The organism is Pseudomonas sp. UTLPPB19802, from assembly GCF_059730225.1.
Genome location: NZ_AP048545.1, coordinates 7,167,804 through 7,186,398 on the forward strand (window position 1 = coordinate 7,167,804; position 18,595 = coordinate 7,186,398).

General features: G+C 61.8%; 18 protein-coding genes. 9 read left to right on the plus strand and 9 right to left on the minus strand.

The features are described from left to right. Positions 1-2 precede the first annotated feature (2 nt). The 8 genes from lptC to AC6I6U_RS31735 all read left to right on the plus strand — a co-directional run bounded on the left by lptC (position 3) and on the right by AC6I6U_RS31735 (position 5,520). On the plus strand, positions 3-575 hold the full coding sequence (lptC, locus tag AC6I6U_RS31700) for an LPS export ABC transporter periplasmic protein LptC (protein WP_497879864.1): 573 nt from the start codon (positions 3-5) through the stop codon (positions 573-575). Then, positions 562-1,107, plus strand: a complete 546-nt coding sequence (lptA, locus tag AC6I6U_RS31705) for a lipopolysaccharide transport periplasmic protein LptA (protein WP_497879865.1) — start codon at positions 562-564, stop codon at positions 1,105-1,107. The genes lptC and lptA overlap by 14 nt, the downstream gene beginning before the upstream one ends. Further along, positions 1,107-1,832, plus strand: a complete 726-nt coding sequence (gene lptB, locus AC6I6U_RS31710; protein WP_497879866.1) for an LPS export ABC transporter ATP-binding protein — start codon at positions 1,107-1,109, stop codon at positions 1,830-1,832. Before lptA ends, lptB begins: the two co-directional genes overlap by 1 nt. Before the next feature lie 183 nt (positions 1,833-2,015). Further along, complete coding sequence (locus AC6I6U_RS31715; RefSeq protein ID WP_497879867.1) at positions 2,016-3,512, plus strand: RNA polymerase factor sigma-54; 1,497 nt, start codon at positions 2,016-2,018, stop codon at positions 3,510-3,512. Positions 3,513-3,591: 79 nt separating this feature from the next. Further along, a complete protein-coding gene (gene hpf, locus AC6I6U_RS31720; protein ID WP_017126531.1) occupies positions 3,592-3,897 on the plus strand; it encodes a ribosome hibernation-promoting factor, HPF/YfiA family in 306 nt (101 codons plus the stop codon). A gap of 9 nt (positions 3,898-3,906) precedes the next feature. Then, positions 3,907-4,371: a PTS IIA-like nitrogen regulatory protein PtsN gene (ptsN, locus tag AC6I6U_RS31725; RefSeq protein ID WP_497879868.1), complete on the plus strand. Its 465-nt coding sequence runs from the start codon at positions 3,907-3,909 to the stop codon at positions 4,369-4,371. Positions 4,372-4,373: 2 nt separating this feature from the next. After that, positions 4,374-5,231 carry an RNase adapter RapZ gene (rapZ, locus tag AC6I6U_RS31730; protein ID WP_497879869.1) on the plus strand — a complete coding sequence of 286 codons (858 nt, stop codon included), beginning with the start codon at positions 4,374-4,376 and terminating at the stop codon, positions 5,229-5,231. A 16-nt stretch (positions 5,232-5,247) separates the two neighbouring features. Beyond that, positions 5,248-5,520, plus strand: a complete 273-nt coding sequence (locus AC6I6U_RS31735; protein WP_497879870.1) for an HPr family phosphocarrier protein — start codon at positions 5,248-5,250, stop codon at positions 5,518-5,520. Positions 5,521-5,747: 227 nt separating this feature from the next. Here the strand turns inward: AC6I6U_RS31735 and AC6I6U_RS31740 are convergent, their stop codons facing one another. The 5 genes from AC6I6U_RS31740 to pmbA form a co-directional block, all read right to left on the minus strand. Further along, complete coding sequence (locus tag AC6I6U_RS31740; RefSeq protein ID WP_497883149.1) at positions 5,748-6,359, minus strand: superoxide dismutase; 612 nt, start codon at positions 6,357-6,359, stop codon at positions 5,748-5,750. Between the two features lies 1 nt (position 6,360). Continuing rightward, positions 6,361-6,801, minus strand: a complete 441-nt coding sequence (locus AC6I6U_RS31745; protein WP_497879871.1) for a DUF2753 family protein — start codon at positions 6,799-6,801, stop codon at positions 6,361-6,363. A 26-nt stretch (positions 6,802-6,827) separates the two neighbouring features. Next, on the minus strand, positions 6,828-8,204 hold the full coding sequence (locus AC6I6U_RS31750) for a class II fumarate hydratase (protein WP_497879872.1): 1,377 nt from the start codon (positions 8,202-8,204) through the stop codon (positions 6,828-6,830). Continuing rightward, a complete protein-coding gene (locus AC6I6U_RS31755; RefSeq protein ID WP_497879873.1) occupies positions 8,197-8,592 on the minus strand; it encodes a FagA protein in 396 nt (131 codons plus the stop codon). Before AC6I6U_RS31755 ends, AC6I6U_RS31750 begins: the two co-directional genes overlap by 8 nt. A gap of 253 nt (positions 8,593-8,845) precedes the next feature. Further along, complete coding sequence (gene pmbA / locus AC6I6U_RS31760; RefSeq protein ID WP_497879874.1) at positions 8,846-10,192, minus strand: metalloprotease PmbA; 1,347 nt, start codon at positions 10,190-10,192, stop codon at positions 8,846-8,848. A gap of 122 nt (positions 10,193-10,314) precedes the next feature. Between pmbA and yjgA the strand changes: the two genes are divergently transcribed. After that, the gene (gene yjgA / locus AC6I6U_RS31765) at positions 10,315-10,836 is read left to right on the plus strand and encodes a ribosome biogenesis factor YjgA (protein WP_497879875.1); all 522 of its coding nucleotides are present in this window, start codon (positions 10,315-10,317) and stop codon (positions 10,834-10,836) included. A gap of 47 nt (positions 10,837-10,883) precedes the next feature. Here yjgA and tldD read toward each other — a convergent pair whose 3' ends face one another. From tldD to rng, 4 genes are all read right to left on the minus strand, one after another. Then, a complete protein-coding gene (tldD, locus tag AC6I6U_RS31770) occupies positions 10,884-12,326 on the minus strand; it encodes a metalloprotease TldD (protein ID WP_497879876.1) in 1,443 nt (480 codons plus the stop codon). 20 nt (positions 12,327-12,346) lie between these two features. Then, positions 12,347-13,192: a carbon-nitrogen hydrolase family protein gene (locus tag AC6I6U_RS31775; RefSeq protein WP_497879877.1), complete on the minus strand. Its 846-nt coding sequence runs from the start codon at positions 13,190-13,192 to the stop codon at positions 12,347-12,349. 45 nt (positions 13,193-13,237) lie between these two features. Further along, the gene (locus tag AC6I6U_RS31780; protein WP_497879878.1) at positions 13,238-17,056 is read right to left on the minus strand and encodes a YhdP family protein; all 3,819 of its coding nucleotides are present in this window, start codon (positions 17,054-17,056) and stop codon (positions 13,238-13,240) included. Between the two features lie 78 nt (positions 17,057-17,134). Beyond that, complete coding sequence (gene rng / locus AC6I6U_RS31785) at positions 17,135-18,592, minus strand: ribonuclease G (RefSeq protein WP_497879879.1); 1,458 nt, start codon at positions 18,590-18,592, stop codon at positions 17,135-17,137. Positions 18,593-18,595 lie beyond the last annotated feature (3 nt).

An 18,595-nucleotide genomic window follows, 5' to 3' on the forward strand; every position in this document is an offset into this window, starting at 1 on the left:
TTATGCTGAGCAAGAAGATTCGCAACATTCTGCTGTTTGGAGTCATTGCCGCACTGTTCGCGGCCGTCGGCTACTGGAACATCAGTCCGGAACGGTTCCTGGAGCAGACCGCCGCGCCAGTGGACAACACCGCTATCGACTACTATGCGGTCAACGCCCACAGCGTCCAGTACATGCCCGACGGCAAGATCCAGTACGACATGACCGGTGACAAGGTCGAGCACCTCAAGGTTTCCGATGTCACCGTGGTGACCAAGCCCGACATGCAGATCTACCGCGGCACCGCCTTTCCCTGGCACGTCCAGAGCGAACGCGCCGAGGTCAATCCGGACGGCACCGAGGTCGAGCTGATCGACTCGGTACGGGTCGCCCGCACCGACGAAAAGCAGCGCAATGTACTTATTACTACAACTCGGATGACAGTATTCCCACAGAAGCAATATGCGCAGACCGAGCAAGCCGTTAGAATCGACGGCCCCAATGGCGTGACCACGGGCAAAGGCATGAAAGCCTATCTGGAAGAAAGCAGGATGCACCTGCTATCGAACGTAAGAGGACAGTATGAGTCTCGTTAAAACCCTCCCTATTTTGCTCAGCCTGGGCGCAGCACTGGGAAGCGTGAGCGCCTGGGCTCTGCCGAACGACAGCGAACAGCCCATCCGCATTCAGGCTGACGACGCTCAACTGGATGACAAGCAAGGCATTGCCACCTACAAGGGCGACGTCATCATCACTCAAGGTTCGATGATCGTTAAGGGCAACACCGTGACGCTGACCCGAACCAAGGACGGCGCCATCGACGTGGTCACCTCAGTCGGCAGCCCGGCCTATTTCGAGCAGAAGCAGAAAGCTACCGACCCGCAGCCGGTCAAGGGCTATGGCAAGACCATCCAGTACCACGCCCAGCAGAACCGCGTCATCCTGCTCGACCAGGCCAAGGTGATCAACGACGGCAACACCACCGAAGGCGAGAAAATCGTCTACGACACGGTCAAGCAGGTGGCTACCGCCGGCCGCGCCAACGGCACCCCGATCACCACGCCGCGCCAGCGAATCGACATGGTGATCCAGCCGAAAAAGAAAACCGACGAGCACAAGGCCCAGTAATGGCAATTTTGAAAGCCCAGCATCTGGCCAAGGCCTACAAGAGTCGCCAGGTGGTGCGTGACGTCAGCCTGTCGATCGAAAGCGGACAGATCGTCGGCCTGCTCGGCCCCAACGGTGCCGGCAAGACCACCTGTTTCTACATGATCGTTGGCCTGGTCCAGGCCGATCAGGGCCGCGTCCTGATCGACGACCAGGACGTCAGCCACCAGCCGATGCACGGTCGTGCCCGTGCCGGGATCGGCTACCTGCCGCAGGAAGCCTCGATTTTCCGCAAGCTGTCGGTGGCCGACAACATCATGGCGATCCTCGAGACCCGCAAGGACCTCGACAAGGCCGGCCGTCGCAAGGAGCTGGAAAGCCTGCTGCAGGAATTCCATATCAGCCACATCCGCGACAACCTCGGCATGAGCCTGTCCGGTGGTGAACGCCGTCGCGTGGAAATCGCCCGCGCCTTGGCCACCGCACCGAAGTTCATCCTGCTGGACGAACCATTCGCCGGTGTCGACCCGATCTCCGTGGGCGATATCAAGCAGATCATCCATCACCTCAAGGCCAAGGGCATCGGTGTACTGATCACCGACCACAACGTCCGCGAGACCCTGGACATCTGCGAAACCGCCTATATCGTCAATGATGGACAACTGATCGCCGAAGGCGATTCGGACACCATCCTGGCCAACGAACTGGTCAAGGAAGTCTACCTGGGCCACGAGTTCCGCCTGTAAGTATCGGGATGCCCAATACCCGCCCGGAGCGCATCGATGTTCGATAAAAACCACTGTTTTATTGTTACAGCGCTCTAGGCAAACACTCCGGTTTCAGGCATATAATTTGCTTATGTTTGGCGTTCCGGCGCCCTGTAGTGGATGGCGCATGCGCGCCGGCGAATAAGGTGTTAAGCCCCTGCCATGAAACCATCGCTCGTCCTGAAAATGGGCCAGCAGCTGACGATGACACCGCAGCTGCAACAGGCCATCCGACTGCTCCAATTGTCGACCCTGGATCTTCAGCAGGAAATCCAGGAGGCCCTGGAATCCAACCCGATGCTCGAGCGCCAGGAAGAAGGCGACGACTTCGACAACAGCGATCCAATGGCCGACAACGCCGAGCAGAAGACCACTCCCGACGCTCCGGAAACTTCCTATCAGCAGGAAGCTGCACCGACAGTCGACAACATCGACGAAGGCGAGTGGAGCGAACGCATTCCCAACGAACTCCCGGTCGACACCGCCTGGGAAGACGTCTACCAGACCAGCGCCAGCAGCCTGCCCAGCAACGATGATGACGAGTGGGACTTCACCACCCGCACGTCCGCCGGTGAAAGCCTGCAAAGCCACCTGCTGTGGCAATTGAACCTGGCACCAATGTCCGACACCGATCGCCTGATCGCCGTGACCCTGATCGACTGCATCAACAACCAGGGCTACCTGGACGAGACGCTCGAGGAGATTCTCGAGGCATTCGACCCGGAACTGGACATCGAGCTCGACGAGATCGAAGCCGTCCTGCACCGTATCCAGCAGTTCGAGCCCGCCGGCATCGGCGCACGCAACCTCGGCGAATGCCTGCTGCTGCAACTGCGCCAACTGCCGGCCAAGACCCCTTGGCTGAACGAGGCCAAGCGCCTGGTCACCGACTTTATCGACCTGCTCGGCAGCCGCGACTATAGCCAGCTGATGCGGCGCATGAAGCTCAAGGAGGACGAACTGCGCCAGGTCATCGAGCTGGTGCAGAGCCTCAACCCGCGCCCCGGCTCGCAGATCGAGTCGACCGAGGCCGAATACGTGGTGCCCGACGTGATCGTGCGCAAGGACAATGAGCGCTGGCTGGTGGAACTGAACCAGGAGTCGGTGCCACGCCTGCGGGTCAACCCGCAGTATGCCGGCTTTGTCCGCCGCGCCGACACTAGCGCCGACAACACCTTCATGCGCAACCAGTTGCAGGAGGCGCGCTGGTTCATCAAGAGCCTGCAGAGCCGCAACGAGACGCTGATGAAAGTTGCCACCCAGATCGTCGAGCATCAGCGCGGCTTCCTGGAATATGGCGACGAAGCGATGAAGCCGCTGGTGCTGCATGACATCGCCGAAGCCGTGGGCATGCACGAGTCGACCATTTCCCGGGTTACCACCCAGAAATTCATGCATACCCCGCGCGGCATCTACGAACTGAAATACTTTTTCTCGAGCCACGTCAGCACCTCCGAAGGCGGCGAATGCTCGTCCACGGCGATCCGCGCGATCATCAAGAAACTGGTTGCAGCGGAAAATCAGAAAAAGCCGTTGAGCGACAGCAAGATCGCTGGTTTACTGGAGGCACAAGGCATTCAGGTCGCCCGTCGTACCGTCGCCAAGTACCGCGAGTCCCTCGGGATCGCGCCTTCCAGCGAACGGAAGCGGTTGATGTAACCGCCGGGCGTGCCACAGCGTTCCAGTGGCAAGCCACCAGGCTTGCCGCTTTATGCACTGGCAACGAAGGAGAAGCTGTATGCAAGTCAACATCAGTGGACACCAACTGGAAGTGACCGAACCACTGCGTGCCTATATCGGCGAGAAGCTCGACCGATTGGAACGCCACTTCGACAAGATCACCAATGTACAGGTGACAATGGCCGTCGAAAAACTGAAGCAGAAAATCGAAGCCACTTTGCATATCCACGGCGGTGAGGTGGTCGCCAACGCAGAACATGACGACATGTATGCAGCCATCGACCTGCTGACCGACAAGCTGGATCGCCAACTGAAAAAGCATAAGGAAAAGAACCTGCACCTGCTCCAAGGTACGGGTCGTTAACTCCCTCCCATGATTCGACTTGAAAATATCCTGACCCCCGGCCGTTCCCTGGTGAACGTGCCGGGCGGCAGCAAGAAACGCGCCCTCGAACAAATCGCCAACCTGATCAGCCGCGAAGTGCCCGATCTGGAAATGCAGGATGTCTACGAGAGCCTGATTGCCCGCGAAAAACTCGGTTCAACCGGTTTTGGCAACGGCATCGCCATTCCCCACTGCCGCCTCAAGGGCTGCGAGGCCCCCGTCAGCGCGCTGATGCACCTGGATGCGCCGATCGATTTCGACGCCATCGACGGTGCGCCGGTAGACCTGCTGTTCGTGCTGCTGGTCCCGCAGGCCGCCACCGATGCACACCTGGAACTGCTCCGGCAGATCGCCAGTATGCTGGACCGCAAGGAGGTGCGTGACCGGCTGCGTGGCGCACCAAGCAATGAAGCCCTCTATCAGGTTGTTCTGGACGTACAAAACGGTCAGTAATCATGCGCTTGATCATCGTCAGCGGCCGCTCCGGCTCAGGTAAAAGCACTGCCCTCGACGTACTCGAGGACAATGGCTATTACTGCATCGACAACCTGCCGGCCGGCTTGCTGCCGGAATTGGCCGAACGGGCGCTGATCCATACCGAGCTGGCGCAACCACTGGTCGCCGTATCCATCGATGCGCGCAACCTGCCCAGCCACCTGTCGCGCTTTCCCGAACTGCTCGACGAAGTCCGCGGGCGGCATATCCAGTGTGACGTCCTGTACCTGGACGCCGACGAGGAGACGCTGCTCAAGCGCTTCTCCGAAACCCGTCGGCGCCACCCCCTGAGCAACGCCAACCGCTCGCTAGCCGAGGCCATCCGCGACGAGAGCAGCCTGCTCGGGCCGATCGCCGACCTGGCGGACCTCAAGGTCAACACCACCAACCTCAACCTCTATCAGTTGCGCGACACCATCAAGCTGCGCCTGCTGAACCAGCCGGAGCCGGGCACTGCGTTTCTGGTAGAATCGTTCGGCTTCAAGCGCGGCATGCCGGTGGACGCCGACCTGGTGTTCGATGTGCGCTGCCTGCCCAACCCCTACTGGAAACCGGAGCTGCGCGAACAATCCGGGCTTGATCAGCCGGTGGCCGAATACCTGGCTGCGCAACCGGATGTGGAGGAAATGTTCCAGGACATTTCCAGCTATTTGCTCAAATGGTTGCCACGTTTCGCTGCCAGCAACCGCGCTTACGTCACTATTGCCATTGGCTGCACTGGCGGGCATCACCGCTCCGTCTACCTGACCGAGCGCCTGGGTCAGCTCCTGCAGCAATCCCTGAAGAACGTCCAGGTCCGCCACCGCGACCTTAGCTGAAAGGATCACCATCGCGATGCCCGCTCTGGAAATCGAAATCATCAACAAGCTGGGGTTGCACGCCCGTGCCTCCGCCAAGTTCGTCGGCGTTGCCGGCCAGTATCCTTGCAATATCCGGGTAGGGCGTACGCCCGAGAGCATGGTCGACGGCAAGAGCATCATGGCCATGATGATGCTCGCTGCCGGCAAGGGCACCAAGATCCACATGAAGACCGAAGGCGAACAGGAAGACGAGGCCATGGCCGCGCTGGTGGCACTGATCAACAACTATTTCGACGAAGGCGAGTAGACACCTTCGCAACAAGCCCGCTCCCACGGGAGCCGGCTTGCAGGCGATGATTGAAGCAACGCCCCTGCTATCAGCCCCCTCCCGACCAGCCCAACAGCCGGGCAACGAGCAATACCACTCCAGCCAGCAACAATAGCCAGCCAACTCCCTGGCGAAGTAATCGCCATCTGCTCATTGCCACGGTTTCAGTCTCCATCATCGGCTTTGGATCTTGTTGGTAGTGTGCTTCACGCCAGGGCAGCGAGATAACGCCGTTCGACTTCCGGCCAGTTGATCACGTTGTAGAAGGCGTTGATGTATTCCGGACGACGGTTCTGGTACAGCAGGTAGTACGCGTGCTCCCATACATCCAGGCCGAGGATCGGCGTATTGCCGTTCATCAGCGGGCTGTCCTGGTTGCCGCTGCTCTCGACCACCAGCTGTTTCTGTGGAGTCACGCTCAGCCAGGCCCAACCACTGCCGAAACGCGTCAGCGCAGCCTTGGTGAAGGCTTCCTTGAACGCCTCGAAGCCCCCCAACTGCTCGTTGATGGCCTTGCCCAGCGCCGCTTCCGGCTCACCGCCGCCCAACGGGCTCATCACCGCCCAGAACAACGAATGGTTGGCATGGCCGCCACCATGATTGATCACTGCCGGGCGCATTTTTTCCGGCAATTCTGCGACTGCGGCAACCAGCTTTTCCACCGGCCAGTCGGCCCACTGCGAGCCTTCGACGGCCGCGTTGAGGTTGGTGACGTAGGTCTGGTGGTGCTTGGTGTAGTGAATCTCCATGGTCTTGGCATCGATATGCGGTTCCAGAGCGTCGTAGCTATAGGGCAGCGCAGGCAAGGCATGAGGCATTTCAATGAACTCCATGTTGATGACTCGACGGGACATTGCCCGAGGAGGCCGTCTGGTTGTGGAGCAGACGGCTGGTGCGAGGGTATTCGCCGTGCTCGCTGATGAAGGCCAGCAGCTCGACGTAGGTTTTACTGCTCTGATGCAGCGCAGCCTCACGTAGCGCGAGGCTGAGTCGAGTGTCCTGCATCGCCTGCAGCAGGCGCTGGTGAATGGCACACAGGTACTCGACGCTCTCTTCCGGCTGGTTGAGGCGCAGGTGCAGGTCCGCCAGGTTGTGGTGGGATATCACGCAGGCGGCTACCGCCTCCTCCGCATCCGGCCAGCGCTCGAACAGCACCTGCGCCAGGGCCAGGGCCTGCAGGTAGTGCTCGCGGGCATCGACCAGCTCGCCAAGGTGGAAATGGCGGTTGGCCCTTTCGATCGTGCGTCTCCAGTGTTCCATGACGAACCTCCAGACAATGCAGTGGGTTACACGCCGCCAGCCGTCAGCTTTTCCGGATCCAGCAGGGTTTCCAGTTGGCTGCGGGGCAGATCGGTATGTTCGAGTGCGACGTCGATGATCGGACGACCTTGCTGATAGGCCTTCTTGGCAATCTCGGCAGCCTTCTGGTAACCGATGATCGGGTTCAGTGCAGTGACCAGGATCGGGTTGCGCGACAACGCCTCCTTGAGCTTGGCCTCGTTGACCTTGAAGCTGGCGATGGCCTTGTCGGCCAGCAGGCGGCTGGCGTTGGCCAACAGCTCGATGCTGCTCAGCAGGTTCTGGGCAATGATCGGCAGCATCACGTTCAGCTCGAAGTTGCCCGACTGGCCGGCCACGGCAATCGTGCCGTCGTTGCCGATCACCTGAGCCGCGACCATGGCGGTGGCTTCCGGAATCACCGGATTGACCTTGCCCGGCATGATCGACGAGCCGGGCTGCAAGGCCTCCAGCTCTATTTCGGCCAGGCCGGCCAGGGGACCGGAGTTCATCCAGCGCAGGTCATTGGCGATTTTCATCAGCGACACCGCAGTGGTCTTCAACTGGCCGGAAACGGCGACGGCGGTGTCCTGGGAACCGATCAGGGCGAACAGGTTGCTGCCCGGCGTGAACGACACATGGGTCAAGGCGCTCAACTGGCGACTGAACAATTCGGCGAAGCGCGGGTGCGCATTGATACCGGTGCCGACCGCGGTGCCGCCCTGGGCCAGGGACTGCAGGCTCGGCAGCAGGTTCTGCAGATGCAGGACGTTGGCCTTGAGCTGTGCCGCCCAGCCATTGAGTACCTGGCTCAGGCGCACCGGCATCGCATCCATCAGGTGAGTACGGCCGGTCTTGATGAACGGGTGAACCTGTTCGGCCTTGGCTTCGGTGACCTGCACCAGGTGCGCCAGGGCCGGCAGCAGTTGCTCGTGCAAGGCCAGCGCGGCACTGACGTGGATGGTGGTCGGAATGATGTCGTTGCTGCTTTGACCGCAGTTGACGTGGTCGTTGGGGTTCACCGGCTCGCCCAGCAGACGGCTGGCGAGGGTCGCGATCACCTCGTTGGCGTTCATGTTGGAACTGGTGCCGGAACCGGTCTGGTAGATATCCACCGGGAAATGCACCATGAAGTCGCCTCCGAGCAGGCCATGGCAGGCATCGACGATGGCCTTGCCCTGAGCCGCGCTCACCTGACCCAGCTCGACGTTGGCCTGGGCCGCTGCGGCCTTGGCCAGGATCAGGGCACGAATGAACTGCGTCGGCATGCGCTGGTGGCTGATGGGGAAGTTGTTCACGGCACGCTGGGTCTGGGCGCCATACAGCGCGTCGGCCGGCACCTGCAGTTCGCCCATGCTGTCGCGTTCGATACGGGTATTACTCATCGGGAAATCCTTGCACCAGTTCAGTCAGGGGAATGGAAGGCAGCAGCGAACAACTCGCCAACTGCCAGGCAAAGCTTTGCCAGCGGCGTAGCCGGCAGTTACACAAGGCCAGGCGCTCGAGGTCGCGCAATGGTCGCCAGGCCTGGTCCAGGCATAACGAGCGCCAGTGCCAGGGCAACGCGGTATCGGTGGCGGTGTCGAGCAGCAGGCGAAAGGCGGTTTCGGCAACGGTCCAGGGTGAGGTAACCGTGCAACTGGCCAGGTAGCGGCCTTCGGCGAGGTAATGATCGATCAGCCGGGGCTCGTCCGGCAGCAGTGCGCAACGGACCTGGCGGCTCATCCAGCGCCAGCTGTCCAGATAGGGATGCTCATGCAAGGCAGAACTCATGACCCAGGCTCACTCGATAATGAGATTTATTATTATATGATAATAAGAATCGGAACAACCCTAAAATACAAGGGCTGGTGAGCAATGAGGAGTAATGGATAAGCCTGGCGGGTGGCGAGCGAGCTTGCTCGCGCTCGGCTGCACAGCAGCCGTAAACGCTAGATGTCGTTCAACCTGATGGTCAGGGTTGGCAGGTTTCAGGGGGGCTCTGCCCCCCAGCGCGGGCAAGCCCGCTCACCACAAGGGAGGTGGATCAGCTACCGGCGACGGTCATCCGCTCGATCAGCACCGAACCGGTGCGGATATTGCTGCGCAGCTCAAGATCGCTGCCAACGGCGACGATCTGCTTGAACATGTCACGCATATTGCCGGCAATGGTCACTTCCTGGACGGGGAACTGGATCTCCCCATTCTCCACCCAGAAGCCCGCCGCTCCGCGCGAATAATCACCGGTGACCATGTTCAGGCCATGGCCCATCAGCTCGGTCACCAGCAGCCCACGGCCCATACGGCGAATCAGCGCATCCTGGTCCTCGACCCCATGGGTGACGAACAGGTTGTGCACGCCCCCGGCGTTGGCGGTACTCGGCAGGCCCAGCTTGCGCCCCGAGTATGTCCCCAGAATGTAGGACACCAGCGTGCCGTTTTCGACGAACGGTTTGGCATAGGTCGCCAGGCCATCGCCGTCGAAGGACGAACTGCTCATGGCCCGCAGCAGGTGCGGACGCTCATCGATGGTCAGCCACTCCGGGAACAGCCTTTGCCCCAGCGCACCCTCGAGAAACGACGACTTGCGATACAGGTTGCCGCCGGAGATTGCCGACAGGAAGCTGCCAAACAGTCCCCCCGCCAACTCTGCGGAAAACAGTACCGGCACTTCGCAGGTGGGCACCGGGCGTGCGCCCAGGCGACTGGCCGCTCGTTGCGCAGCCTTCTGGCCAATGCTGACCGCATCGGCCAGCAACTCGCCCTGGCGATTGACGTCGTACCAGTAGTCGCGCTGCATCTGTCCATCGCCTTCGGCAATCATCACGCAACTGAGGCTATGGCGTGTCGACGCCGAGCCGGCGATGAAACCATGGCTGTTGCCATACACCCGGCAGCCCTGGGAGGTACTCAGCGTCGTGCCGTCGGCGTTCCTGATCCGACTGTCGGCGTCGAACGCCGCTGCTTCGCAAGCCAAAGCCCGCTCGATGGCTTGTTCCGGGGTGATGTTCCATTCGTGGAACAGGTCGAAGTCCTTGATCTCCCTGGCCATCAGGGCCGCATCGGCCAAGCCGGAAGACTCATCCTCGGAGGTGTGCCGGGCGATGGCCAGCGCCGCCGCGACGGTTTCGCGAATGGCTTCGGCGCCACTGGCCGACGTGCTGGCCGAGCCCTTGCGCTGGCCCACGTACAAGGTGATGCCGAAGCCCTGGTCCCGGTTGAATTCAACCGTTTCCACTTCCCGCTGGCGCACCGACGTCGACAACCCCTGCTCCACCGACACCGCCACTTCACAGGCACTGGCGCCCTGGCGCTTGGCTTCGGCAAGAATCTGCTCGACCTGCTCCTGCAGTGCCGGCAACGCCTGCGGGCCGACGCTTTGTGCTGAACTCATGGTCTTCTCCACCCAGCTTTCTCCAATCAAATTCTGCGTTCGGTAACGCTCATCGAGCGAGTGGGCCGGACAAGCGGCCCCCGACTGGTTATCATGGCGGCGTTTCTTTGCGGACTGCCACCATGGTTGATTCTTACGACGACTCCCTCGATGGGGAGAAAAGCAAATCCCAGGTCAAACGCGAGCTGCATGCTCTGGTTGATCTCGGCGAGCGACTTACCACACTCAAGCCTGACCTGCTGGCAAAACTGCCACTGACCGACGGCTTGCGCCGTGCCCTGGCCGATGCGCCAAAGCACACCGCGAACATTGCGCGCAAACGGCATATCCTGTTCATCGGCAAGCTGATGCGCGACCAGGACATCGAAGCCATCCAGGTGGTGCTCGACCAGGTCGATGCTTCCACCAAGCAATACAACGAGCGCTTCCATAACCTCGAGCGCTGGCGTGATCGGCTGATCACGGGCAACGACGACGTCCTGGAAAAGTTCGTCAACGAGTACCCCGACGCGGACCGCCAGCAACTGCGCTCGCTGATCCGCCAGGCCCAGCACGAACTGGCGCATAACAAGCCACCGGCTTCCAGCCGTAAAGTCTTCAAGTACATCCGCGAGCTGGACGATACCCAACGCGGCCTGCGTTGAGTGTCGCCCTGGGTGACCGCCCTGCGGCTCACCCAGGCGCCCTTCCCTTATGCGCCCGTGCCACCCACGGTGATTGCATCGATCTTCAGAGTCGGCTGGCCAACGCCTACCGGCACCGATTGCCCATCCTTGCCACACGTGCCCACGCCACTGTCCAGCGACAGGTCGTTGCCGACCATCGACACCCGGCTCATCGCTTCCGGCCCGTTGCCGATCAACGTTGCACCCTTGACCGGCGCGGTGATCTTGCCGTCTTCGATCAGGTAGGCTTCGCTGGTGGAGAACACGAACTTGCCACTGGTGATATCAACCTGGCCACCGCCCAGGTTGGCGCAGTAGATGCCCTTCTTCACCGAGGCGATGATTTCCGCCGGATCACTCTCGCCACCGAGCATGTAGGTATTGGTCATACGGGGCATCGGCAGGTGCGCATAGGATTCGCGACGACCGTTGCCGGTCCGGGCCACGCCCATCAGACGGGCATTGAGCTTGTCTTGCATATAGCCCTTGAGTACGCCGTTCTCGATCAGCGTGGTGCACTCGGTCGGCGTGCCTTCGTCATCGACGCTGAGGGAGCCACGACGGCCGGCCAGGGTGCCATCATCGACGATGGTGCACAGGCTCGAAGCAACCATTTCGCCAACCCGGCCACTGTAGGCTGAACTGCCCTTGCGGTTGAAGTCGCCTTCCAGGCCGTGCCCGACCGCCTCGTGCAGCAGGACGCCGGACCAGCCGGAACCCAGCACCACCGGCAGCGTACCGGCCGGGGCGGGAACAGCCTCAAGGTTGACCAGCGCCTGGCGCAGGGCCTCGCGGGCATACCCCATGGCACGGTCTTCGCTGAGGAAATAACGGTAGTCGGTACGCCCGCCCCCGCCGTGGCCGCCGCGCTCACGACGGCCGTTCTGCTCGACGATCACGCTGACGTTGAAACGCACCAGCGGCCGTACATCCGCTGCCAGACCACCGTCGGTGGAGGCCACCAGAATGCGCTCCCAGACGCCGGCCATGCTCACCGAAACCTGCTGGATACGCGGATCCAGGGCACGCGTGGCAACGTCGATACGCTTGAGCAATTCGACTTTCTCGGCCCGGGTCAGGACATCCAGTGGATTATCTGGCGCATAGAGCTGCGCCACATCCTGCGAAGTGAACGCCTGCACCCGACCATGCTGCCCGGCACGGGAGATCGAACGGGCCGCACGGGAGGCCGCACCCAGGGCTTCGAGGGTAATTGCGTTGCTGTAGGCGAAGCCGGTCTTTTCCCCGGATTGCGCCCGCACGCCAACACCCTGGTCAAGGTTGAAACTGCCTTCCTTGACGATGCCGTCTTCGAGCGCCCAGGACTCGGAAATCTGTCCCTGGAAATACAGGTCGGCGGCGTCGATACCAGGCCCGGCCAGATCCCCCAGGACCGATTGGAGGTTTTCGATGGTCACGCCACCCGGCGCCAACAGGTGTTCGCTGACTGAGGACAACAACTCGCTCATAGGTTTCGCGCCTTATTTCGTCATTTCGAGGCAGGTCGCTGTGCGCCCTGCGAAAAAAAGCGCCGATGGTTCGCCACCGGCATTCGCGCCCGGATGGACGCCTGTTCATTACTGTCGCGCTCGGCCAGCAGGACCGCTTCGCCTTGATCACGTTCGGCGACGATAGCTCCCCACGGGTCGACGATCGCTGCATGGCCAAAGGTCTCACGCGGCCCGGGATGCACACCGCCCTGGGCTGCAGCCAGCAGGTAGCACTGGGTCTCGATGGCACGGGCGCGAATCAGCACCTCCCAATGCGCCGTGCCGGTCACCGCGGTGAAGGCCGAAGGTGCGCTGATCAATTCGGCACCGGCCAGGCGCAGCTCGCTGTACAGCTCGGGAAAGCGCAGGTCGTAGCACACGCTCAGGCCCAGGCGTCCCACCGGCGTATCCGCCACCACCACCCGGCTACCATGAGCATAGTCATCGGATTCACGATAACGGCCCCGATTGTCCGCCACATCCACATCGAACAGGTGCACCTTGTCGTAACGGGCAACCGTCTCGCCCTGGTCATCGACCAGCAGCGAGCAGGCGTTGGCCTTGGCGTCCGGCTGATCGACCGGCGGCAACGGCAAGGTCCCGGCGACAATCCATAACCTGAGGTCACGGGCGACCTGTTTCAACCACGGCAGGATGGGGCCTTCGCCCAGCGCTTCGGCACGACCGATCGCCGCCGCGTCGCGACGGCCCATGGCGGCAAAGTTTTCCGGCAACACGGCCAGCCGCGCGCCGCCTTCGGCGGCCCGCTCAAGCAGGCGGCGGGCCTGGGTCAGATTGGCCAGCACATCGTCCTGGCTGACCATCTGGATGACGGATAAAGTCATGGCGCACTCCTTGGAAGACCGGCCACCATGCTACTCCATGGGGCGCTACTTGGATTTTTCAAAAGGCTTGTCGAAGGTGATTTTCGGTTCTTTCCACGGCCCGGTGACGCTGTACTTCACGCTGGCAAACCGCGCAACGCGGTCGCCGATCAGTTTGTCGATCAGGAACAGCGCTCCCCCGATCGCTGGCGCTCCGACGATCAACGCGGCGATCGGCAGGTTGTTGGTCACCGGCAAGGTTACCAACAGCTTGGCATCGACCCGGTCGCGGACCATGTCCAAGGTACCATTGAGTTCCAGGTTGCTCGACGGGCCGGTCAGGGTGATGGGCTCGCGAGTGACGTACACGCCATCACTGGCCACCAGCACGCCCTTGACCCGGTCGTAACTCAGGCCCTTGCCGAGCAGATCGGAGAAGTCCAGACGCAGACGCCGACCGATGGAGTTGAAGTTCAGCAGGCCAAACACTCGCAGGGCCTGGGCGCCGCCCTCGACCTCGACGAACTGCCCCTTGCGCAGGGTCGCATCCAGGCTGCCAGAGAAACGCTTGAGCCCGACCCAGGCCGGCGAGCCAGGCCAGCGGCCATCGACATCCAAATGGAAATCTTCGCTGGTCACGGTCGGCGCGAAGCTCCAGGCCTTGAGTACATCGGCCAGGTTCTTGCCTTCCAGTCGGCCATTGATCCAACTGCCACTGCTGCCGGGCGCGCCTTCCCAGCCACCGTTGCCCTGCAACTGCATGCCCTTGAGACCGAGATTGAGGTCGTTGAGCTGAATGCCTTTCGGTGTCGGCCGCACTTTCAGCGACCAGGCGCCTACCAGGTCCTGCCCTTGGAACAGTTGATCGATACCGATATCCAGTGCCGGAATCTGCCGCGGGTCCACTGAAGCCAGCGGGTCCGGCGCATTCTCGTCGGCGACTACGCTCGGGTCCGGCGCCGGCAATCGCACGTAGGCCAGCTTGACGCCGATCGGTGCCCCCTTGGCATCCGGCAGGGTCACGCTACCCTTGGCCTGCTGGCTGTCGATCAGCAGGCCCCAGGCCGTGGCGCTGCGAGCCATCTGCAGGCTCACCTGGTCGAACTGGGTGCCAAAGCCGGTGAGCTTGCCGACCTTGAAGTCCGCACTGCTGAGCAATTGCTTCGCGTTGCCGCCCGGATCCTGGCCGGCATAACGATCCACCACCGCTTTCCACGGTTCCAGATCCAGCTCCGAAAGCACGCCACGCACGCGCAAGCCCTTGATCGTCGGCAACTGCGCATCGCCATCGCCGAGGAACAGTTCACCCCGCCCCTCCACCAGCTTGCCGCCCGGCGCGGCGAAGGTGAAGTTCGCCAGCTCGCCATAGTCGAACCAGTAGCGTCGCTCGGCACCTTGCAAGGTCATGCGGAACACACTGTCACGCCCCTGGCTGGCCGGCATGCCGAAGGGCGCGGGCAGGTCGACGGCAACGCCCTTGAGGTTGGAGTTGATCATCAACTGGCTGTCGGCACCGTCGAGGTTCAACTGCAACTGGTACGGCAGGTCGCCAGACACCGGCAGCGGCTGGCTGACGCCCAGCCAGTCGGTGAGTTTCCTGATCGCCACCTGGCCCTTGGCCATGACTCGGGTGCTGAGGTTGCCAGGTTTGCCATCGGCGCTGATCTGCGCGGTGATCGGTCGATCAAAGGCTTGGGCACTGATGCCATCGCCACTCAGGCCCTTATCGCTGTCGAAACGGAAGTTGCCCTTGAGTTGGGTCAGCTCCAGGTTCGGATCAGCCAGTTTCAGGCGCGCCTGATCGGTGGCGAAATCCACCAGGACCTTGGGCTCGTCGCCTTTCTCCAACGGAACATCCAGCTTGACCTTGCCCTGCAGGTCGCCCTCGCCCTGCCATCCGGCAAAAGTCGGGCCGGTGCCGATCGGCGCCTCCTGAAGAATCTTCAGGCCATCGCCAAGGCCACCGGCAAAGTTGCCGTCGAGTAACAGGTGCGGGGCCTTGCCTGCGGTCGAATGGGGAATGTTGACCATCACGTCACTGACCCGAGTGTCGAGCAACTGGCCCTTGCTGGCCTTGATCCGCACGCCGCTGTCCTCGATGAACACATCACCGTTGACTTTGCTGACATGGGGCCAGCCCGGCTGGAAGGCCAGCTCGGCGTCATGAACCTTGAAGAACAGGCTGATATTGCGCGCAGCGGCGATGGCATCGTGATTCAGTGAACCCTGGTACTGGAAGAAACCCTGGTCGACGGCGCCGTGCAGAATCGCGGTGCGCAACCATTCATCCAGGGATGGACTCAGCACCGCTGGCAGGTATTTCGGCGTAAAACGGCCATCACCATCGACCAGGCCGACCCGCAGGTCCATGTAGTCTTCCTGCTCCTGGGCAAAATGCAGGCGAATCAGGAAGTCCGCGGCGATCTTGCCCTCCTCGCCCAGCACCTTGATATAGGGTGCGATCAGGGTGAACCCCTGCTGGTCGAGTTTCCAGGTCAGCCGCGCATTGGCCTGGAGGTACTGCCAGGGCTTGTTGAAAATCGGATAGAGGAACAGCGAGAAGTCCTTGCTGTCCATGCGCAGCTCGCCGTGGCCGAGGTCACCACTGATACTGCCGGTCACGTTCCGCGCTGCTGGCGCGCCGTGATAGGCGTCAAAGCCGACGCGTTCCAGGTTGGCTTCGAAGCTCACACGACGATCGCCGGTTTCCTGCGGGCGGTAATCGAGCAGCACATTGCGCAAGGCACCCGTGACCTTCAGGTGATCGATCACGGTAGCCAGCCCATCCGGCAGCGGCGCCAGGCTGTCCAGCAGCGGCGTGATCGGTGTCAGGTCGAGGCGGTCGGCCTGCACGTGCCACAACTCTCCCGTCTTGTCGGTCGCCACACTCTGTTGCACTTGCAGATGGGACTCCCAACGGGTTTGCCCCAGATTCATCGCCAGCGAATCAAGCAGCAGGTTGAAGCCCTGCTCATTGCGATGCAGATAGGCGTTGAGCGCAAGGTTCTCGATCTTCGTCGGCTTGCGATCCGCATAACCACCGCGAAACTGCGGGGCATTGAGCCGCACCACGGCACTCTGCACCGTGCCATCAGCCCACTTCAGCCAGAACTCGCCACCGGCCTTGAGTTCGGCGAGTTTCCATTTGCCGCTCAGGCCTGCCGGCAACCAGCGCGCCCAGTCACTCTGCGGCAGGCTCAGGTAGGCTTCTGCGGAAGCCTTGCGCCATTCACTGGGGCGCATGCGAGTGACCAGGTTCAGGGCAACCGGCTGGCCATCGGGCAGGGTCAGGCGCAGGTCGAGGCGCTGGCGATTGGGGCCGGCGCGCAGATTCAGGCCGACATAGGTCAGCGTCAGCGGCGACTCACCGTACGGCTCCAGCGTCAACTGACTGTTCAGCACCGACAATTGCTCGACCGCCTGCAAGCGCTTGAGCAATTGTTCGGGGTCCAGCGGTTGGTCATCAGCCTGGCGAGGCAGGCCCTCGAGAGCCCATTGCCCGTCCTCGCCCTGCTTGAGGTTGAGTTTCAGTCCGTCGAGTTCGAGATGACCGATACGCAGTTCACGGGCCAGCAGGCTGGCACGGATATCCGGGATGACCTGCACATGATCCAGGCGCAGGGCCGAATCACCGGCACCGACCATCACATCGTGGGCCGACAGCACCGGTGCCAACCCGCTCCAGTGCCCTTCCAGGCTGCCGATGGACAACGGCATGCCCAGCGCCGCCTGCGCCTTGGCTTCGACGTCGGCACGGTACTCGGCCACCAACGGCACCAGTTGCCGACCCAGGCTGACGTACAACGCCAGCAACACCAACAGTAGCGCACAGATGTTCAGGCCCCAGCGGGTCAACGCGGCAACAAAGCGCGGCAAACGCTCCATGTCAGTGGCCCCCCAGGCAGGATTCGATGAAAAGGCCAGCGTCAGCCGGTGCGCAAGACAGATCTGCGGAACAGGAAATCAGAGCAGCACCACGTCATATTGTTCCTGGGAATACATGGTCTCGACCTGAAAACGGATGGTGCGACCAATGAAAGTCTCCAGCTCGGCGACATTGCCCGACTCTTCGTCCAGCAGGCGGTCAACGACTTTCTGGTTGGCCAACACTCTATAGCCTTCGGCCTGGTAGGCACGGGCCTCACGAAGGATTTCCCGAAAAATCTCGTAGCAAATCGTCTCCGGAGTCTTCAGCTTGCCGCGCCCCTGGCAACTGCTGCACGGTTCGCACAGCACCTGCTCGAGACTCTCGCGGGTGCGCTTGCGGGTCATCTGCACCAGTCCAAGCTCGGTGATGCCGATTATGTTGGTCTTGGCGTGATCACGCTCCAGCTGTTTCTCCAGGGTTCGCAAAACCTGGCGCTGATGCTCCTCGTCCTCCATGTCGATGAAGTCGATGATGATGATCCCGCCCAGGTTGCGCAGGCGCAGTTGGCGGGCAATCGCGGTGGCCGCCTCGAGGTTGGTCTTGAAAATGGTTTCCTCGAGGTTGCGATGCCCGACGAACGCCCCGGTATTGACGTCGATGGTGGTCATGGCTTCCGCCGGATCGACCACCAGGTAGCCACCGGACTTGAGCGGCACCTTGCGCTCCAGCGCCTTCTGGATTTCATCCTCGACGCCATACAGGTCGAAAATAGGCCGCTCGCCCGGGTAGTGTTCCAGGCGATCGGCGATTTCCGGCATCAGCTCGGCAACGAACTGCGTGGTTTTCTGGAAGGTTTCCCGGGAATCGATCCGGATCTTCTCGATCTTGGGGCTGACCAGGTCGCGCAGGGTACGCAATGCCAGGCCGAGATCTTCATAGATGACATTCGGCGCGCCAATGGTCTTGATCTGAGCGCCGATCTGGTCCCAGAGCCGCCGCAGGTAGCGGATGTCCATCATGATCTCGTCGGCCCCGGCACCCTCGGCGGCCGTGCGCAGGATAAACCCACCGGCCTCCTTGATGCCTTCCTGGGCGACGCAGTCGCTGACCACCTTTTTCAGGCGATCACGCTCGGCTTCCTCTTCGATCTTCAACGAAATACCGACATGCGCGGTACGCGGCATGTACACCAGGTAACGCGAGGGAATCGACAGTTGCGTGGTCAGGCGGGCGCCCTTGGTGCCGATCGGGTCCTTGGTGACCTGCACCACCAGGCTCTGCCCCTCGTGAACCAGCGCGCTGATGCTTTCCACCGCCGGGCCCTCGCGCATGGAGATTTCCGAGGCGTGGATAAAGGCCGCCCGGTCCAGGCCGATATCGACGAACGCCGCCTGCATGCCCGGCAACACCCGGACCACCTTGCCCTTGTAGATATTGCCGACGATGCCGCGTTTCTGCGTACGTTCGACATGTACCTCTTGCAACACACCGTTCTCTACCACCGCCACGCGCGATTCCATCGGCGTGATGTTGATCAGGATCTCTTCACTCATGGC

Bases quoted from the DNA above. Each gene is read 5' to 3' on its own strand.
- lptC (WP_497879864.1), top strand. From the start codon at position 3: ATGCTGAGCAAGAAGATTCGCAACATTCTGCTGTTTGGAGTCATTGCC.
- lptA (WP_497879865.1), top strand. From the start codon at position 562: ATGAGTCTCGTTAAAACCCTCCCTATTTTGCTCAGCCTGGGCGCAGCA.
- lptB (WP_497879866.1), top strand. From the start codon at position 1,107: ATGGCAATTTTGAAAGCCCAGCATCTGGCCAAGGCCTACAAGAGTCGC.
- AC6I6U_RS31715 (WP_497879867.1), top strand. From the start codon at position 2,016: ATGAAACCATCGCTCGTCCTGAAAATGGGCCAGCAGCTGACGATGACA.
- hpf (WP_017126531.1), top strand. From the start codon at position 3,592: ATGCAAGTCAACATCAGTGGACACCAACTGGAAGTGACCGAACCACTG.
- ptsN (WP_497879868.1), top strand. From the start codon at position 3,907: ATGATTCGACTTGAAAATATCCTGACCCCCGGCCGTTCCCTGGTGAAC.
- rapZ (WP_497879869.1), top strand. From the start codon at position 4,374: ATGCGCTTGATCATCGTCAGCGGCCGCTCCGGCTCAGGTAAAAGCACT.
- AC6I6U_RS31735 (WP_497879870.1), top strand. From the start codon at position 5,248: ATGCCCGCTCTGGAAATCGAAATCATCAACAAGCTGGGGTTGCACGCC.
- AC6I6U_RS31740 (WP_497883149.1), bottom strand. From the start codon at position 6,359: ATGCCTCATGCCTTGCCTGCGCTGCCCTATAGCTACGACGCTCTGGAA.
- AC6I6U_RS31745 (WP_497879871.1), bottom strand. From the start codon at position 6,801: ATGGAACACTGGAGACGCACGATCGAAAGGGCCAACCGCCATTTCCAC.
- AC6I6U_RS31750 (WP_497879872.1), bottom strand. From the start codon at position 8,204: ATGAGTAATACCCGTATCGAACGCGACAGCATGGGCGAACTGCAGGTG.
- AC6I6U_RS31755 (WP_497879873.1), bottom strand. From the start codon at position 8,592: ATGAGTTCTGCCTTGCATGAGCATCCCTATCTGGACAGCTGGCGCTGG.
- pmbA (WP_497879874.1), bottom strand. From the start codon at position 10,192: ATGAGTTCAGCACAAAGCGTCGGCCCGCAGGCGTTGCCGGCACTGCAG.
- yjgA (WP_497879875.1), top strand. From the start codon at position 10,315: ATGGTTGATTCTTACGACGACTCCCTCGATGGGGAGAAAAGCAAATCC.
- tldD (WP_497879876.1), bottom strand. From the start codon at position 12,326: ATGAGCGAGTTGTTGTCCTCAGTCAGCGAACACCTGTTGGCGCCGGGT.
- AC6I6U_RS31775 (WP_497879877.1), bottom strand. From the start codon at position 13,192: ATGACTTTATCCGTCATCCAGATGGTCAGCCAGGACGATGTGCTGGCC.
- AC6I6U_RS31780 (WP_497879878.1), bottom strand. From the start codon at position 17,056: ATGGAGCGTTTGCCGCGCTTTGTTGCCGCGTTGACCCGCTGGGGCCTG.
- rng (WP_497879879.1), bottom strand. From the start codon at position 18,592: ATGAGTGAAGAGATCCTGATCAACATCACGCCGATGGAATCGCGCGTG.